This is a genomic window from Halorubrum aquaticum, from assembly GCF_900113615.1.
Lineage (GTDB): Archaea > Halobacteriota > Halobacteria > Halobacteriales > Haloferacaceae > Halorubrum > Halorubrum aquaticum.
Genome location: NZ_FOPZ01000006.1, coordinates 29,044 through 47,122 on the forward strand (window position 1 = coordinate 29,044; position 18,079 = coordinate 47,122).

The 18,079-nt window shown below is 54.2% G+C and carries 13 protein-coding genes and 1 pseudogene; 8 read left to right on the top strand and 6 right to left on the bottom strand.

Annotated elements, in window-relative coordinates; translation table 11 throughout:
* Positions 1 to 156 precede the first annotated feature (156 nt).
* A complete protein-coding gene (locus F3H10_RS06935) occupies positions 157 to 1,374 on the bottom strand; it encodes a poly-gamma-glutamate biosynthesis protein PgsC/CapC (RefSeq protein ID WP_149784072.1) in 1,218 nt (405 codons plus the stop codon).
* Positions 1,371 to 3,428, bottom strand: a complete 2,058-nt coding sequence (locus F3H10_RS06940; RefSeq protein ID WP_149784073.1) for a CapA family protein — start codon at positions 3,426 to 3,428, stop codon at positions 1,371 to 1,373. Before F3H10_RS06940 ends, F3H10_RS06935 begins: the two co-directional genes overlap by 4 nt.
* A gap of 705 nt (positions 3,429 to 4,133) precedes the next feature.
* On the opposite strand from F3H10_RS06940, the gene F3H10_RS06945 reads away from it, so the two are divergent.
* Positions 4,134 to 5,117, top strand: coding sequence for a hypothetical protein (locus F3H10_RS06945; protein WP_149784074.1), 984 nt, complete (start codon positions 4,134 to 4,136; stop codon positions 5,115 to 5,117).
* 514 nt (positions 5,118 to 5,631) lie between these two features.
* Positions 5,632 to 6,069, top strand: coding sequence for a TRAM domain-containing protein (locus tag F3H10_RS06950; RefSeq protein ID WP_149784075.1), 438 nt, complete (start codon positions 5,632 to 5,634; stop codon positions 6,067 to 6,069).
* Positions 6,070 to 6,749: 680 nt separating this feature from the next.
* Here the strand turns inward: F3H10_RS06950 and F3H10_RS06955 are convergent.
* Positions 6,750 to 7,094, bottom strand: coding sequence for a winged helix-turn-helix domain-containing protein (locus F3H10_RS06955; protein WP_149784076.1), 345 nt, complete (start codon positions 7,092 to 7,094; stop codon positions 6,750 to 6,752).
* Between the two features lie 109 nt (positions 7,095 to 7,203).
* Here F3H10_RS06955 and F3H10_RS06960 point away from each other — a divergent pair, with 109 nt between their 5' ends.
* The gene (locus F3H10_RS06960; protein ID WP_149784077.1) at positions 7,204 to 7,527 is read left to right on the top strand and encodes a hypothetical protein; all 324 of its coding nucleotides are present in this window, start codon (positions 7,204 to 7,206) and stop codon (positions 7,525 to 7,527) included.
* An 88-nt stretch (positions 7,528 to 7,615) separates the two neighbouring features.
* Here the strand turns inward: F3H10_RS06960 and F3H10_RS06965 are convergent, their stop codons facing one another.
* The gene (locus tag F3H10_RS06965; RefSeq protein WP_149784078.1) at positions 7,616 to 8,284 is read right to left on the bottom strand and encodes a tyrosine-type recombinase/integrase; all 669 of its coding nucleotides are present in this window, start codon (positions 8,282 to 8,284) and stop codon (positions 7,616 to 7,618) included.
* Between the two features lie 297 nt (positions 8,285 to 8,581).
* Between F3H10_RS06965 and F3H10_RS06970 the strand changes: the two genes are divergently transcribed.
* The 4 genes and pseudogenes from F3H10_RS06970 to F3H10_RS16610 all read left to right on the top strand — a co-directional run.
* Positions 8,582 to 10,060, top strand: coding sequence for an ATPase domain-containing protein (locus F3H10_RS06970; protein WP_149784079.1), 1,479 nt, complete (start codon positions 8,582 to 8,584; stop codon positions 10,058 to 10,060).
* Positions 10,061 to 10,110: 50 nt separating this feature from the next.
* Positions 10,111 to 11,652 (top strand): sensor histidine kinase, encoded by a 1,542-nt coding sequence (locus F3H10_RS06975; RefSeq protein WP_149784080.1) that lies wholly within the window; start codon positions 10,111 to 10,113, stop codon positions 11,650 to 11,652.
* Complete coding sequence (locus F3H10_RS06980) at positions 11,649 to 13,478, top strand: PAS domain-containing protein (RefSeq protein ID WP_149784081.1); 1,830 nt, start codon at positions 11,649 to 11,651, stop codon at positions 13,476 to 13,478. The genes F3H10_RS06975 and F3H10_RS06980 overlap by 4 nt, the downstream gene beginning before the upstream one ends.
* A gap of 76 nt (positions 13,479 to 13,554) precedes the next feature.
* A pseudogene (locus F3H10_RS16610) lies at positions 13,555 to 13,680 on the top strand (IS5/IS1182 family transposase); the annotation flags it as partial.
* Between the two features lie 1,074 nt (positions 13,681 to 14,754).
* Here F3H10_RS16610 and F3H10_RS06995 read toward each other — a convergent pair.
* Positions 14,755 to 15,246 (bottom strand): redoxin domain-containing protein, encoded by a 492-nt coding sequence (locus F3H10_RS06995; RefSeq protein ID WP_149784082.1) that lies wholly within the window; start codon positions 15,244 to 15,246, stop codon positions 14,755 to 14,757.
* A gap of 270 nt (positions 15,247 to 15,516) precedes the next feature.
* Between F3H10_RS06995 and F3H10_RS07000 the strand changes: the two genes are divergently transcribed.
* Positions 15,517 to 16,791: an IS4 family transposase gene (locus tag F3H10_RS07000; protein WP_128904732.1), complete on the top strand. Its 1,275-nt coding sequence runs from the start codon at positions 15,517 to 15,519 to the stop codon at positions 16,789 to 16,791.
* Here the strand turns inward: F3H10_RS07000 and F3H10_RS07005 are convergent.
* Positions 16,788 to 17,960, bottom strand: a complete 1,173-nt coding sequence (locus F3H10_RS07005) for a PAS domain-containing protein (RefSeq protein ID WP_149784083.1) — start codon at positions 17,958 to 17,960, stop codon at positions 16,788 to 16,790. The two genes, F3H10_RS07000 and F3H10_RS07005, sit on opposite strands and share 4 nt — an antisense overlap.
* Positions 17,961 to 18,079 lie beyond the last annotated feature (119 nt).

Here is an 18,079-nt window from a genome sequence, read left to right on the forward strand (position 1 = left end):
CGACAGATGCCGCTGCCCGGACGTGATTGACTGCCGATCGAGCCTGTTCGGGTGAAGAAAACGTCTCTGTAGACTGGCTTAAGACGAGACTGTTGGTTCGCAATCGCCATCGCCACCCCGCAGAGGTATCATACACCTCGAACCGGCTATCACGGGTCATGTATCTATCTCTCGCGACGTTTCATTGTCGAGTGCGGCAGCATCTTGGGTATTGTCAGGCTGATTAAAAATAGATCGATCAGAAATTGCTTCTTCGTCGGGTTTTCGGATCGTTCGCCACTCAGCATATCCGAAGCATACAGCGACGATGCTCAGGCCGATTATTATCTCAGTGAGACCAAATTGGCGGGGGAATCCCCTCGGGAGGACCGCTCCGGTGAGTCTGGTCAAGCACAGCAAGAAGACGAACGATCCAAACTGAAGGGGGACGAACAGGCGTCGAATAGCCGGCTGTGCGACGTGAACGTTGTACGCGTTTACCCCCGCTAAGATACCGACAAAGAACGCTGAAAGACCACGTGTAATCCCCAGTTCAATCGACAAGGGTATGGCTGTGACGATTCCAACCGCTGCGCCAATACCAACGAGCACACGCCCATATAACAACGAGGAACGGTGGACCACTTGTACGGCGATATATGAAATGACGATTAGACAGATGTATAGATAGATGAGCCGACGGTCAGCGAGCGAAAAGATCGCGAGCAAGGCTACCGAAATCACACCAATCCGAATGTCGTACCGCTCGCGGACACGCTCTGACAGGAGCATTCCAACCGCGAACAACAACACGGTTACAAGTCGAGGGAGGATGACCGGCGATAGGGGCTCAGTGACGGCGACACCTTTCCAGGTTGCCACATCTGCTGTACGCGAGTAGAGCGTAACGGGGGCGGCAGTCGCAAGTGTGGGTGCGAACTCCGCTGAGACAAGAAACCATCCAAGCCCGAACAAACATACGAACACTACCGCTGCGGTCAATAGATCCCAATAACGGGTCTCGTCATCAAGCTGGTGATAGTTGTATGCGGCAAGGCCAGGCAGAATACTCCCGATAAACACAACAGTCTGGAAGAGATCTTGGATGAGAAAGCCGAATGTCAGGAAGATTGTGACTGGTATCAGGCTACCAATCAAGATCGCGTAGATCAGTTCAGCCCGGCCGTAAATCAACGTCTTGTCCTTCAACAGCCCGAGTCCAAGATACGCGACGGCACTGCTAAGAACGTAGATTGGGAGCATTACAAAGCTTTTGAGCGTGTACACGGCGAGAATCGGTATCGCAATCGTACCGCCAAGTCGGTACCCATACACCTGTGTCAATCCCGCCACTGCGAGGAGCCCGAACGCGGTGACGATGACAGCGACGATCATTGCCAGCGCACCTCGCCGTCAACCGGGATTGTGCGAATAGTTGCCCCCGATGGACCTCGAATGGTATCGAACTGCCTGCCGCCTTTGACATCAGCCGGTTCCCACTCAACGAGACTTAACGAGTCAAACGCCGCCCGCAGGACATTGACACCGTCAGGCGGACTCAAGAACAGGAAAACATCGATATGTGTGGCATCGACAGGACGCTCTAATTCAACTGAGAAGTTAGCCCATTCACGCTCTGTCGGCGCCAGCGACGTTTCCTGTGATTGGAACGAACTCCCAGATGTATCGTCGTACCACGAGACTAGTAGGCGAAGCTCTCCATCCGCGTTCGTTCGGTATGTTCCTGACAGTGTGAACTCCTCATTGGAAACTGGCAGACGGTTCCATGGCGACAGTAATGCTCGATTCTCGTTTGCTCGAACACGGACAAGTTCGATCCCGCCAGAATCGTTCTGGCCAATCGGTTGGTCACTATTACGTGATTCACGACCGTAGCGCCACAGGGTTCCCTCGTACGCGTCGCTGTCAACATCGTGATCATCGAACGATCCGGTAATGAATCGTTCACGACCGACCTGTACTGAGTCATCAGAGTCAGTAATCCACCCACGCACTCTGCGTTGGATTCCACCATCGAGCGTTAATTGTTCTTGTGGGGGCCGTTCGACACTAGGCTGGTAGGTTAGTGTATCATCAGCGATCGTGAACGAACTGTCTGAGAGTCCGGCGAGTTCCCATGTCAGCCGGTTTCGGAGTGGTCCGGTCACGCCCCGTGGAGCGTACCCTTCAATGAGGATCGGTTCCGCTCGTGCGGACTGTATTCCGTTCGGAGTAACAGTCACCTGTAGGACGAACGATCGATACGTAGTCCACAGGTTTTGGTCGAAAAAGAGATTACCCATCGACCACGCGATCAGCGCGCCGTCACGGGTCTCAAGTCCTCCCGACACGTGTGGGTGATGGTTTACTACTAAGTCTGAGCCAGCAGCGATCGCGGTATCAGCCAGATCTTGAAGTTCCTGTGTAGGCGTCCGTTGGTACTCCTCGCCGCCGTGAATCTGTGTCACGACTACATCCGCACGTTCGGTCGCAGCCTGTACGCCGGCACGGATCGTCTCGGGCGTCGCTTCAGCAACCCCCGCACGATCCTGGACTGTGAGAGTTTCGCCGTCACGATCGACTGTGTACGTCGCAGTCGTCTCATCAGCCGCCCAGTCGCGGTCATACTGTCTGCCTGCCGTCGTCGTTGCCGAAACGAAGCCAACGGTTACCCCATCACGTTCGAGAACGGCTGGGGAGATAGCGGTGGAAGGCTCCAAACCGGCGCCGGAGTGAGCAACCTCGGCTTCATCGAGAGCTGTAACTGTCTCTTCGAGCCCCGGTGTGAGAGCATCGAAGGCATGTGTGTTCGCAAGTGCCGCGTAATCGATGCCGGCATTAGCCATCGCCGCTGCAGCGACGGGATGGCTGGTGAAAACAAACGTCTTCGACGGGTGTCGCCATTCTGATGTCGTTAGCGGCGTCTCAAGGTTTATCGATGTAATGTCTGCGTCCCCAAGGAGCGGCGAGACCGAATTGAGCAATCGGTCATGAGAATCACGGCGGTCACTTGGTTGTAACCGGTAGTAATATCGAAGCGGGTCGTCTCTTGGTTCGTAGTACCGCCGTCCAAACATCGCGTCTCCACCAAACGCTAAGCTGACTGCCCCCTCTCCCGACTCTAGTGTGATGTTCCTCGTCGATCCTGGTGAGAGTGCCCTCGTAACTGAATTGTACTCTTGGTGGTCGAAGCGAACCCAAGCTGGGAAGCTACCGAGAGAAATGTCATATGACCCATCAACATCGGTGGTAGTTTGTGCGATTTCGCTGCCGTTTCGATAAGCGGTCACCGACGCGTTTGATAGCGGATCATTCTCTGTGGTGACGGTCCCAGTAGCTGCCGTCTTGTCGCCATCGCTATCTGAGACTATTTTCCGAAGTCGCTTAGAACATCCAGCAAGAGAGGCCATTCCAGCGGCTGAAAGCCCCAAGTACCCTCTTCTATTCAACTTAGTTTACTTATCTTCTCTACATATTTGAGATCAACGATGTGTCGGAGACGTTCTTTGCTCAACTGTGCCGAGAAGGAAGTGGTATACACTAAACCGCGAAAAACCCGTTCGTTTATACAGTAAACCACCAGCACGAGAACGACGTGTAGGAGAATACCTTATTGCTCAGTGTAAGGAACTCACGTAGCGCTCAATCCCCAGAGTTAGTTGCGCCCTATCAGGAACGTCGTGCGAGATACAGAGAATTCAGTCAGCATGAGAACTGCGTTATTTTCTTCGTCTAAATTCTGAACCAACCGATAGAATGAGTCTGCGAACTGACCGAAATAGAAACTCGAGTCGTTCTCGGTGAGCGGCATCTATTTCACTCGAAACGGACTGGTGCGATTATGGAAATCCGTGAATTGGTCTCTACTCATCTCCCTATGGCAGTAGTAGCCTCAATCGTGATCACCCTTTTCAACATCTATACTGGCGAAATAACTACTCTGACACCACTTGTTTCTGATTTTCTCCTACACACTTTCGCAATCTTCGTAAGCTTCGTCGTCTTCGATGCGGTTTGGTATAGATTGTTTGATAAAAGTGGTGTATGAGTCCCCTCTCATTAGCAATTGGACAGCTCCGCGGTTCCACATACGAGTGGGGTTATTGCCTCACGTGCGCCCGTATGCTTTTGTTCCGCAGTCCTGAATCGCCAGTATGTCGTTTCGAGTGACGTGGGACAATCTCCTCGACAACGTGGAGGAACTTCCAGCAGACGCCACACTCCTCACTCCGCTCTCTCGGAAGCCGTTTCACATTACCGACGTCCAGCAACACCGAGTCCTCATCGAGTATCAGGCTGACAGTGAGACCGTCCCGCTCCAGCGAGACCAGTTTGAGACGCTGTTTGAGCGCGTTGACCATGCGACTGGGTCGTTCGATCTCGATCGCCTCCCCCCCGGCGCTGAGCCGTATGCAACCGTGATGAGTCTGCATCCGCGATTCACGATCGATGATCGAGACGGCACCCTTGCCGAAAGCGAGACGCCAACACCTTCCCCACTCGTCGATGCACACACGGTCGAACACGACGATGCCCCGCGAGAAGAGCCCGATATCTCGGTCTATGCAGACGCCCTCCTGTTGATCGACGCGCTCGAGCAGCATGATGTGACGTCACTCACCGAACTAGACGTGCCGACGCTTGTGAACCTCTACACGCTGCTGTCAGATGTCCAGCGCAACGCCAACGATCTTCGGCAAGAGGTCCGTGGAGTCCTGCTTGACCGTCTCCATCACGATCAACCAGTAAGTGGGCAATACGGGTCGGTTCAACGGGCGGTTCGTCGAAATCGAACACTCAAAGATGACGAAACGGTCCTTGAGCGACTGGAAGCGGAAGGGATCGATCCCGAGCGCGTGATGAGCGTCGACACGAGCAAACTCGACGACGCGTTGGAGGTAACGTCACTCTCTGAATCCGATGTCTACGAGATTGAAGAGAGCGAGTATGTACGGAAGGCAGACGTCGACGAAGAGATGAAAGAAACCCGTCTCCAAGGGCTCAAAGACCAGTTGGCTGGAGCCGACGAAGACACAACCGAGCTCCAAGCTGAAATCGAAGAACTGGAGCAGCGTATTACCGAGCTCACCAGCTTTGACTCCGGGACATCCTTCCATACTCGTTCAACTGGTGGGTAGCCGGTACCCACATCCGTACCCGTTGGGAGACGACAGACCGGCCACGGGAATTGGCTAGATACTGTATCCGGACCTTCCTCGAGGCTGGTCTTTATCGGTGTGATGGACGAAGCCACCGTATGAGCGACTCGGCGTCACCAAGCGCCTCAGTCTCGCTATCTGGGCCGACTGACGTTCCAGCAGTCCTGAATCGGGCTGGAATCGATTACGTCAGTGTTCACGATCAGCGACTACTGGCTATCTATCGCACCGGCATCTTCAATGTGGTAACTGAGCCGGAGTCAGTGTCGAATGCGCGCACACTCGAGATCGAATGCTGGGAAGCACCCCTCCCGTCTCGTGGTGATGAGCGATCTCCACAGGAGCTTCTTGACGACTTTGCTGCTGTGTTTGAGCGTGGCGATAAGCCCTGAATCGCCTCTCGGGTCTCTCGCTCGGAATGACGGTGATCAATTGAGAGCAACAGAAACGCTAGAAACAAGTTCTCTAGCACGAGTCGAGAGATACGCAATCTATGGATATCTCTGAGACACTCCAGACACTGTATACTGCGACTGTTGAGCAGGATGATGGGAGCTACCAGATCACCGTGCCGGAACGCGAGATAGCCACCGGGACAATCGCTGAAGATGAGACATACCGTGTTGCGCTTATTTCGACGTCAGCGTCGGATGCTGACGATACAGAGACGACTGACTCCACCCAACGTGCTAACCACGAAGATCAGCAGCAGGACTTTGAGGGCCCGCCTGTTGAGGAAGGTGAGCAGCGAGATGTTAAAATCGAGAACCTCGGTGACCAAGGTGACGGGATCGCGAAAGTTGAGCGCGGCTACGTCGTGATCGTTCCCGAAACGAGCGTCGGAGACCGCGTCACCGTCGAGATGCGACAGGTGCGCGAAAACGTTGCGTTCGCAGATGTCGTCGATCGCAACCCTCGCCAAGAAGTCTAGGACTCGCTGACTCGCACTGGCAAGTGCGGTATCGAGCACTTCTCACACCCCAGTGGAAATCAGTTAGTGGGGGAGTGGAAGGAGCGTGTGACACTATCCTTCCAAATGAACGTTAACAGGCCTTGAACGTAAGATTTTGGCAGCTTTCTGGGTCGAGTACACCGGGTTCTGGAGGATACAGACTATCAGTTGGAATTCTGAGTAGGTAACACATGTTGATCCGATTACGGTCAATACTGCTGAGCTCTGTCACGAGCGTCGATTAAGTGATACACCCCACAGCAGGAGAACAACACCTGCGATGAAGTAAACGATAGCAGGAGGAGTGTACGTGAAAACATTCGTCCATTGGGCTACACCATATATGAGCAAGAGAAGACCAAGGCCCGTCAGTAGTGCTGTCTCTGGTCTATTGTTTGTCATACTATAACCCTCTACGTTAGTCCGTATAAGGGCATACGTACGCAAGCGCATTCTATCGGCTGATTCAAAACAGAGCCACGGTATTCTAAAAGAACAAGGATTGAGACGGTAATCCCAGAGCTAGGGCTTTCCCCCGCTCACTGCATGCGATTTGATCCCGAAAAAGTCAGATGGTTCTCCCGGTTTTGAGACTAACTCGCTGAAATATACAGCAGTAGCTGGTCGAGTTGCGTGTCAAAGGAGAATGAGGTGGACCTCTACAGCTCGACGTCGTCGTCGAGCTCGAAGAGGCGATGGAGTGTGAGGCCCTGTAGCTTGTAGAGTGTGTTTGCCAGCTCGTCGTCGTTATTTAGCGTGTATCTCGTGGTGCCTCCGACCTCGACCTCTTCGACGATTCCCAACTCGGTGAGGCGTTCGAGTTGTTCGTAGACGGTGGTGCGTGACGTGTCGCTGAGGCGAGCGATATCACTCACGTTCAGTTCCCGGTTGCGGTTCGTGACGAAGGCCTCTATGATCGTGGCGCGCGCCTCGGATTTGAACAGCGTTGGTAGTGCCCCTTCGCCGGCGAGTGTCTCCCGTTGCGTCGTTCCTGTTGTTCCCATACCTGTATCCAATATGTCTGGAGCAATAAAACTGTCCAATAGGATGAACAGTAATATCACAAAACAACACAAGTTTTAACTGCGAGTAAATGTAAGTTATAGATACATAATGACTGATCAGGACCTCAAAAACAAGGTGGTGAATACCTTACTAAACAAGCGAGTAACAGGCTCTAACAAGACATCTATCGATACCCTACTCAACTACTCTGTTCGTGACAGCGAACAGGGGAAAGCCCGTGACCTATTAAAGGATGAAATGTTACCGAACGCAGAGGCATCGATCCAACAGGTGGGAGGAGGGGCACGTGAGAACGTGCAACTTGCCGATGTCAAGGAAGCAGTTCGGTATCTCTATGAACACGGCGGCGACGTTCCGTGGGGATTCAGAGAGTATATCGAAGATGATTGGGAACCACCCGAAGACGAGTAGGTTGATGTCCTCTGAGAGAGTCCATCTTCCACGCTCACAGGGAATAATAGTACACAGTTGATGCTGTCCCAGCAGATTGTATAGGAACTCAGATCGTACGGAAATGGTCGTACTTTCGGAGCGTCGTCTGGAGACTGGCGTGGCGGAGTCGGTTCCGGACGAAGTAGATATCGAATTGGCCGTCATCGCGGTCGCGATCGTGGAGAAGTCGATAGGCGAGGCTGTGTCGGAAGACGTGAGGGTGGATGTCGTCTGGGTCTCCCCGACCGAACTCGCCGCTTTCATCGTACCTGAACGGCTGTATATCGGCCTCGTGCGCAAGCTGCTTGACGACGTTCCGGACGGATCGAGTCGTCATCTGGTCGGACTGTCGTGAGGGGAAGAGGTAGGGACTGTCCTTCCACCGGCTGTCGAGATAGGTATTGAGCGACCGCTGGGTGCCGATCGTGCCGTCGACGTCCAGCTCGAGGTGGTGTGAGCGGGGCCAGTCATCGCGACCATTCCCAGACTGTTTCTGGATATTTGTTGGGAGGTACAGCTCGCCGGCGTCGCGGAGGTACATCTCGGTGGTGAGTTGAGTCAGCTCCTCGTTGCGGAGGCCGGTATCGGCGAGGAGTGCGATGATGGTCTCGTTCCGAGCCCGGAGGTACTTGGCGCCGGTGTCGGTGGCGGCGTCTCGAATCGCGTCGACCTGCTCGGGCGTAAGCCAGACTCTGGCCTGCTCGCTCTGAGTTTCCGAATTCGTTGACTCGCTCATCTCTTTAAATAACTCGTGGCGCTGATTGGGCCGCTTGGTCCTTTGAGTTTCTGATTTTCTTAACAAAGTCGGAAACTCAGTGAGCACAGGCAGATCTATCTTCTCCCTCAAAAGAAGAGAGTGCGAACTGTTCGGTGATAAAACTGCTAGCTAAGAATAATATCTGTACTGGTATACAAGATACAGCGCGCGTATCGCACATCGACACTCAGTGATTGTGAACGCGTACTCGCGCTAGAACAAACGGATACGTTCTCCACAAAAAAGATACTTGTAGACTAAGAATAAAACCAGATTATGTCAGTTGAACGGATATCAACGGGCGTTAGTGGTTTGGATGAGGTTCTGGACGGTGGTCTCATTCGGGGCCGAAATGTTCTCGTCCGTGGGTCGCCGGGTTCGGGGAAGACAATCTTCGGATTACACTTCCTTTCGGCTGGGATAGATGACGAAGAGACCGCTCTGTACATTAATATGGGTGAGCCGCAGGCGTACGTCGAAGAAACAGCCGACGCGTTCGGTCTCAATACTGAGCAGATACAATTTCATAACCTCTCGCCGACCCAAGAGCAGTTCTCAGAGCGCAACTCCTACAGCGTCTTCGAATCAGCTGAAGTCGAACAGCCGGAGTTTATTGAAGATCTACGCGACGAAGTCGACAAAATCAAACCAGATCGTGTGTTGCTTGACCCGATCACAGAGTTTCGATATCTTACCAGCGATGAACGGCAATTCCGCTCCGGTGTTCTTGGCCTCCTCGACTATCTCAAAGAGGTTGGCGCGACGGTGATGCTCACTTCGCAGGCTGGCGGTTCAATCACGGACGACGATATTCAGTTCCTCGTCGACGCTGTCATCTCACTTGATGTGACTCCCGAAAGCAGGGCAGTCAACGTCTCCAAGTTCCGAGGGTCGTCGTTCCGACGTGGAAATCACTCCTACGATATTACTGACGAGGGACTGACGGTCTGGCCGACACTCGTTCCCGGCGAACAGGAGCGAGAGGTCGAATCGGGGACGCTCTCTTCGGGTGTGGCGGAACTTGACGATTTGCTCCACGGTGGCTTAGATCAGGGAACCGTAACAATACTCAGCGGTCCGACTGGCGTCGGCAAGACCACGACCGGTCTCCAGTTTCTCATTCAGGCGGCTCTTGAGGGCAAACAGAGCATTCTATTCCAATTTGAAGAGGCAGAGCGGACCATCCGCAAACGAGCCGACGCGATCGGCCTCCCGCTACAGGATGCGCTGGACAGCGGACAGCTCTCCATCGTCGAAATCGATCCGGAAGAGTATACGGTCGGCGAATTTGAGGATCTCGTCCGCGAGGCGGTCACCGACGGTACCGAAGTGGTGATGATCGATGGCTCACAGGGCTTTCAGGAGAATCTCCGTGGGCTTGACAACACGACGGGTGCGTTGTTGCGGATCGGCCGATTCTTGCGGGCCGCTGGCGTCTCCACGATCCTCGTCAATGAGGTTCACAATATCACTGGAGACTTCCATGCGACCGAAGAGCGGACGAGCAATCTCGCGGACAACATCATGTTCTTGCGTCATGTTGAGTATCGCGGGAAGGTGCGGAAGGTCATCGGGACGCTGAAGATGCGGACGAGCGACTTCGAACGTAGCCTCCGGGAACTCGAAATTACGGCGGACGGGATCCGTGTCGGAGAGCCTCTTCCGCAGCTTCGGGGTATTCTCACCGGGACGCCGGAGTGGAACGATACGGATACTGCCAGCAAACACGACGTTGACAACGACGAACAGACGTAACTGTCGCACGAAATGAGAGAACAGTCATAGGAGTCGCCGATCCGAACATCATGCCCACGAACGAACAGCATACGAATCGAGAAGCAGTCGACGAATCCAAGCGCGTGCTCACTTTGGTCACTGACCCGGGAAATCAGCGTGTCCTCGAAGAGTGGCTAACCGCACACGATCAGTTCACGCTCGTCGAAACCTCGGATATCGCCGAGGCTGCATTCGACTGTTGTCTGCTCGACAGAAAGCAGTTGGACAAACACCGGTCGAAACTCCTGAACCGAAAAGAAAGCGAGCAGATTATTCTCCCGTATCTCTTGTTGGTTCCGGAGTCAAGACATCGAGAGATCCGTAATCGTCTCCGGGATGAACATCCGGAACTGTGGGATGCGATTGACGGGTTGATCGACATGCCACTCGCAGAAAGTCAACTCAGTGAACAGCTAGAGACATTTCTACGCCTTCGGGATCAGTCGATCGCCGCATACAATCAGCGAGCACAACTCCGGCAGATCCGGAATCAACACGCCGGTCACGGGGTGTTAGTCACCGACACAGACGGAACAATCGAGTACGTGAACGAAGGATTTGAATCTCAGTCAGGCTATACGAGCGAGGAAGTTGTCGGTAACACCCCGCGCATTCTCAAATCAGGTGAACACGATGAGGCGTTCTATGAGGAGTTGTGGAACACCATCACATCGGGTGACGTCTGGGACGGTACAGTCATCAACAGTCGAAAAGATGGGGATCGGTATGTTATCGAACAGACGATCGCTCCGGTAGAAGGCCCTGATGGAGATATTACGCAGTTCATCGCCGTCAACCACGAAATTACTGAGCTGAGAGAGCTAGAAGAGAGTCTCCGCCAGCAACGCGAGCAACTCGACGTGTTGAACCGAGTTCTCCGACACGACATCCGGAACGATATGAACGTTGTTGTCGCGTGGGGCGAAATGCTTGAAGATGAGGTAACGCCAACTGGACAGGAGAAACTCGACAGGATTCTCCGGGCGGGGCGACACGTCGTCGAACTCACGAATGTCGCCCGAGATCTCTCAGAAATCATTCATGGTGACGGGACGCCGGACCTCAAGCCGATCTCACTTCGACAGCTCCTTAGTGAGGAACTCGAAAAGCGCCGGGAAACGTTCGCAAATGCCGAGATCACGATGGCAGATCCTCCCGATCAGAGGACACACGTGCTGGCGAACGAGTTGCTCTCGTCGGTGTTTCGGAACCTCGTCAACAACGCCGTCCAGCACAACCATACAGCTCAACCAAAGGTGATGATTTCTGTTGAGGAATCTGACGAGTCAGTCCGCATCAGAGTGGCCGATAACGGGCCAGGAATCTCAGACGATGTGAAAGAAAGCCTGTTCCGAGAGGGTAAGAAAGGGCTTGAAAGCGGGGGAACCGGAATGGGCCTGTTTCTCGTCGACAGTCTTGTTGAGAGTTACGGCGGAAATGTCTGGATCGAGGACAGAGTGGAGAGCGAATTGTTCGATACTCCTGACGAAGCGGATCCAGCCGGCACGGTTTTTATCGTCGAGTTACGGACGACGGCGAAACAGGACAAAATCGATCGAGGACGTGAATGAACGACGCGTACCCTACGGACGATTCACCCGATGATGGCGCTGGGCAGGCAGCCTTGTTCCCATTACTCTCTGGAGAGGGGAATCAACGGTTGGTGGTTGAGTGGATCCAAGCCCATGACCGCTATACGCTGGTCGATCCGGACCAGCCGGTCGAAACAGCGACGTTCGACTGCTGTATCCTCGATGGGGAGATGCTACAGACACACGCTGAGACGCTTCGAGCCCGAAAACGCAAGGCGAAGCCGGCTCTGTTGCCGTGTCTTCTCCTCATACCGGAGGCGGACCTTTCACTCATTGAAACTGACAGTGGGGAGATTGCCGACAGCGTCGTGTTCGAAACCGCCGACGAGGTGGTCTCGATGCCGATTAAAAAGGCTGAACTAGAGTGGCGGACACAGGCGCTCGTCAGGCTGCGAACCCAGTCGCAGCGCCTCAAAGAACGGACAGAGACGCTGGAACTGTTCAAGCAGGCCGTCGAAGCCTCCGGTCACGCCATCTGGATATCCGATACGGACGGAACGATCAACTACGTCAATCCGGCGTTCGAATCGATCACGGGCTACAGCCGAGACGAGGCTGTCGGCGAGTCACCGAATCTTCTCAACTCCGGAGAGATGGACGACGACTTCTACAGCGACCTCTGGGAGACGATTACCGCTGGTGACACGTGGCACGAGGAGATTACCAACCAACGCAGCGACGGCTCGCAATACGTCGCCGATCAGACGATCGCACCCATCGTCGAAGACGGGGAGCCGAGAGCGTTCGTCGCCGTCCAGACCGATATTACCGAACGGAAAGAACTCGAAGGTCGGCTCTCGTTGTACCGCGATATCATCGAACGGCTTGAGGATCCGATCATGATCCAGACCTGTGAGGGGGAGTTTCGGCTGGTTAATGACGCGCTGTGTTCGTTCGCCGGGCTATCGAGAGATGAACTGCTCGGCGACGGCGAATACACGTTTATGGATGAAGAAACTGCCACGACGATCGCCCGACAGAAACAGCGCGTGATCGAAACGGAACAGCCGGTCGAATACAGCGTTGAGCCGACGTTCAAGCACAGCGACAGAGAGGCGATCTTCTATACGAGTCGGTACCCCTACTACGAGGACGGAGAGCTCGCGGGGACGCTGGCGATCTGCCGGAACGTGACTGATCTCGAAGAACGGACCCGACAGCTCCACGTACTCGATAATATCCTGCGGCACAATATCCGCAACGAGCTGAACGTGATCCATGGTCGGGGTGAGCAGCTCCGAGGCGATCTAGAGGGCGAACTCGAAGCCGCTGCCGGCACCATCGTCGACCGGGCCGAAACACTGTTGACGACGAGCGAGAAGTCGCGGAAGATTACGACTGTTCTCAGTGACCCACGCGAGCCGATCTCAGCAGATATCGGGCAGGTGGTTCGGGTTCTCGCCGAAGAGATAGCCGGCGACTGGCCCAACGCAGAGATTGACGTTACAGGCCCGACAGAGCTCGTCGTCTCCGCAAACGAATCGATTAGTGCCGCACTCGAAGAACTGTTTACCAACGCTGTAATCCACAACGACAGCGAAGAACCCCATGTGTGTGTCGACCTCACTGTCGACGGATCGTGCGGCGTTCTCCGCGTGCGGGACAACGGTCCGGGCATTCCGGAGTTCGACACAGATGTCCTCGAAGCGGGAGAGGCTATTGAGACACTCTCACACGGTAGTGGACTGGGACTGTGGCTGGTCTACTGGATAATTAACCATTCCGGAGGTGAGATTCACGTTGACGAGCGCGAGCCACGCGGCACCGAAATTACAATCTGGCTTCCGCTGGAAACCGATGTATAGTGTTCTATTGAAAATGGAAGACAGAAGCGGGATCACGGCGTAATGAGTTTAGGAAAACGAGGTCGAGAAGACGATAATGGGCGTCGCCTTGCTCAACCTCGTTGAGACAGCACTACGTGTAGCCAAACAAGTGCTGGGGTAACGAGCGAGCAAGCCCGACTCAGGTGGGCTTGCCCGCGAAGCACACATCGTCGTACACTGTGCTCTGTTGAATCCGATGACGGCACAGGGATTACGATCTCTGAAGGCGCGGTTATCTCGCTCTTCGTCGTCGATGAATTGGATCGATCCATCCAGTGATCTTGATCCTCTCGCTCTTTGCCAAGATTCCATCTCTGAATTCTCTCGGTAACGGTCCAGAACCGAGTACAGAATGACTCGATCCCGACGCCTTCAGCGGATTCAACAGAGCAGTACACTGTATTCGGAAAAGAAGGCCATAGTTACGCTGGGCTCGTCGATCGGCTCAGTCTCATGCCGGAAGTGTGTGGCCGACTTGAGATCAGCTCGGACACTTCACCTGATCCAACCACGTTCTACCATTCGTTCGCTCGATACGAGATCAGCGAATAACGCGCTCATCTGAGCAAAGGGTACACAGCGGTGGATGTCGGAAACGTCCTACTCAACGGTCAGGCGAACGCGGGACGGAGTCCTGCGTTCGCAGTTCTGGTACCGATAGTTCCGTGAGAGCACCCGACGAGGTCTTCGCGAGAAAATCGTTCTTGATCGACTTGTATTCGTTCTCTATTCAGCTGTCTGGACCATCTGGTGACCAACGCAGCCCTTCGAGACGAACGTCTTGATTGGGAACATCGTTCGTCGGGTGACGCGACCGCGTCATCCTTGCCCGCTGTGACTTCCAGTTACTGCTGAGAACTGGTCAACAATCTGCTACCGAAGAACGGTCAAGGAAACTCTAGTAAGAGTTTTCCGACGTGTAGGAAGCGACGATCCATCGTGAGGGCTTTTGGTCGGGGCAAGGTGGGAGAATTGTTCGTTTGATTGGCTCATCGAGGATACTCTCTCGGTAGAGTGGTACTCGCTGATCAGCGGTATTCGAGAGCCAATCCGACATGTTGACGAGAATATTGTACTTGCTCCCGTCATCCAGCGATTCCAAGCGCCCGCCGAACTGGCCATCATCAACTAAGACGAATTGAATGGTTACCCACTCGGGATCTTGGATGTGGTACTGAAGCTGAGCAGAACCTCCTTCTGCGGCACATATATGATGGAGAACGTTAGGCATTGACATTTCTCGGAGCAGAGGAAATCATTGAGGCTGTTTGTCTACTAAGGAGAGCACACTCTGTTCAAGTTCATCCATATTGGGACTGTTATACGCGTCTTCCGTTTGCCACTTGTAGCAGATGTCGTGCGACTCGTTGAGTGTCACAAGCGCTCGTTTCGGAACTCCTGTGTGATGCTCCCACTCATCGTACATGAGATCGAATTCCTTGATGACCTCGCCTTCCGTGTCGCTCAATAGGGGAAACGAGAGATCGTACTTCTGAATGAATCGTTTGTGGGCGTAACACGAGTCACGGGAGATCCCGAAGACCTCGACATCATCGGTGAATGTGAGCCACTCGGCATCCCGAAATCCACAGAGTTCCTCGGTACAGATAGGGCTGAAATCGAACGGGTAGAACACGAGCACTACTGCCCCACCGTTCGTGTGGTTGCTCAATCGGTATTTGCTGATTTCATCGCCTTCCGTGCCCGGTAACGAGAAATCAAAGGCTAATGAATCAGCGTCTATCATGGATTATACTTCTTTCAACAACAAGTACCCCTTAGGGATGGTCAGCAATGCTATTTATATAATTCAAAAATTCGCACACAGTACGTCTAGATGTGCCCGAAATCGGAGCGAATCAGCCGTGTTACCGTGGGCTTGTCGCACGGTACTCACTTAGTGAACCATCCGTCTTCAGTTAAGCAAGAAACCGCGTGATAGCGGAGGCTTATCGAGACATCTTTCGGAAGGAATGAGGAAGCCGAGTTTGTGCCCAACGGCTCCTCATCTCGGATTATGCGTCGGCTCACTACACTGTTTCCCTCTGAGTTTCTCGAAGAGCACGCCGAGGAACTCGGCGTGGTCGAACGTGACCGCAAGCTTCAGATCCCTGCCTTTGTCTGGACATTTGTGTTCGGTTTCGCCGCAGGCGAAAGCCGAACACTCGCCGGGTTCAGACGATCTTACAACTCAACTGCCGATGAGACAATCTCGCCCAGCGGGTTCTATCAGCGGTTGACGCCGACGCTTGCGGAGTACCTCCGCGACCTCGTCGAGCGCGGTCTCGACGAGGTCGCTGTTCCTGATGCTGTTGACGCTGATATCGACCGATTTAGAGACGTGATGATCGCCGATGGAACGGTGTTGCGGTTACATGAGTTTCTTTCAGATCAGTTCGAAGCCCGCCATGAGGAGCAGGCTGGAGCGAAGCTCCACCTGCTCCACAATGCCACAGAGCAGACGATCGAACGGATCGATACTGCTGACGAGAAAACACACGACAGCACCTTGTTCAACACAGGGCCGTGGCTTGAGAATCGCCTCATGCTGTTCGATCTCGCCTACTTCAAGTACCGCCGGTTTGCGCTGATCGACGAGAACGACGGCTACTTCGTGAGTCGGCTGAAGCAGAACGCGAACCCGGTGATTACGGCAGAATTACGGGAATGGCGCGGCCGCGCCATTCCCTTAGAGGGCAAGCAGCTCCGAGCTGTTCTCAACGATCTCGATCGGAAGTACATCGATGTAGAAGTCGAAGTAGAGTTCAAACGAGGGCCGTATAATGGGACGCAGTCGCTAGATACGAAGCGATTTCGCGTCGTCGGCGTCCGCGACGAGGACGCCGACGACTACCACCTGTACATGACGAATTTAGCGAGGAAAGAGTTCTTTCCGGCGGATTTAGCGGAGATCTACCGCTGTCGGTGGGAAGTTGAGTTGCTGTTCCGGGAGCTGAAGACACAGTACGAACTAGACGAGTTCGACACGAGTGACGAACACGTGGTGAGGATCTTATTGTACGCAGCGCTGCTGTCGCTGCTTGTAAGCCGCGATCTGTTGGATCTAGTCACTGAGCAGGCGGATGATGAGCTTGTGTTTCCGACAGAGCGCTGGGCGGCGACCTTTCGGTCGCACGCCCAGCTTTTGCTCCACGAACTCGGTGAGTTCCTCGGCTACTCACCACCGCCGCTGCTCGACCGGCTGATCGAAGACGCTCAAAAGGTCCACAAGCAACGACCAATCTTACAAGAGACACTCGCTACCGCTACACAACCGAGGTGTGAGTCTTAACTGAAGACGGATGGTGCTTGTTCTCGGTCGGCAATTTCTTCTTCACGGTGTTTCCGCTCGGTGATGTCCTGGGCTATTGTCATGCCCGAGAGCACGTTCCCCGACTCATCCGTGATCGGGACTGCATGAATCACCCAGTACCAACCACTATATTCCACTTCCACGGACCGCTCTTGCCCGTCAAGGACGGCCTCAAACGCCGGTTCTAATACGTCTCTACCGACATCCCCCCAGACTTCTCTCGGGGTAGATCCTTCCACGTCCGCTGCGGCGACGGGGAGGTACTCGAAGGCGCGTCCAGAAGCCAGCGTGTATCGCAACTCCTCGTCAAACAGCGTGACGATTCCGTTGGGGAACGACTGGGCGAGCGTCCGGTAGCGCTGTTCCGATTCACGGAGTTGACGCTCACGCTCTTTGCGGTCCGTGATATCTCGAAAGTACACCGATAGCCCCGTCTCGGAGGGGTAGGCCCGCACCTCGAACCAGGCATTCAACGGTTCGGGGTAATACTCTTCGAAGGAGACGGTTTCCTGTTCGTACATCGCCTGTTCGAACTTCGGCTTGAACTTCCGCTCTGTCGCTGCCGGGAACTCGTCCCAGACGTTCTTTCCTTCGAGTTCACGTCCATCTGGATTGATCACGTCGTGGGCCTGCTCGTTGAGATGGGTGAACTCCCAGTTCTCGTCGAGTGCGTAAAACGCGTCCGAGATTCGCCCGTAGATTTCCTCCAGTTCACGTTCGTGCTCTTTGCGTTCGGTGATGTCATGCGTGACACAGCGGGTGTTAACGAATTCGCCATCCTCCCTGTTCACGCAGGAATCGATCAAGACGTGTCGAATAGAGCCGTCCTTCCGCTCCATCCGCGCCTCGTAGTCGTTCAATTCCTCATCCGAACGCAGTCGGTCGAGAATATCGTCGATAACGTCCTGATCCGCATGGAAGTCGGCGATGTGACTCCCGACGTACTCCTCACGGGAGTATCCGAGAGCGTCCAATTCGGCCTGATTGGCATGGATGACGGTTCCGTCGGGTCCAACCCAATGCATGGGCACCGGCGAGTTCTCGAAGAAATCGACGAACTGCTCGTACTCGTGGCCTGACCGGTGGTCCGGGTCTTCCACTCCCTGTTTCCGAGAGGTTTCTTCGGAATCCGACGATTCCCTGCTCATAGTATGTTATGTTTCCCCACAGGGAAGTAGCAGGGGGTTCTCTACTCCGCACAAGCGTGCAATACGAGCCCTGGATGGTCTATCAGCCTGGAGTCTCACTGATTGTGATCAATAGTGTG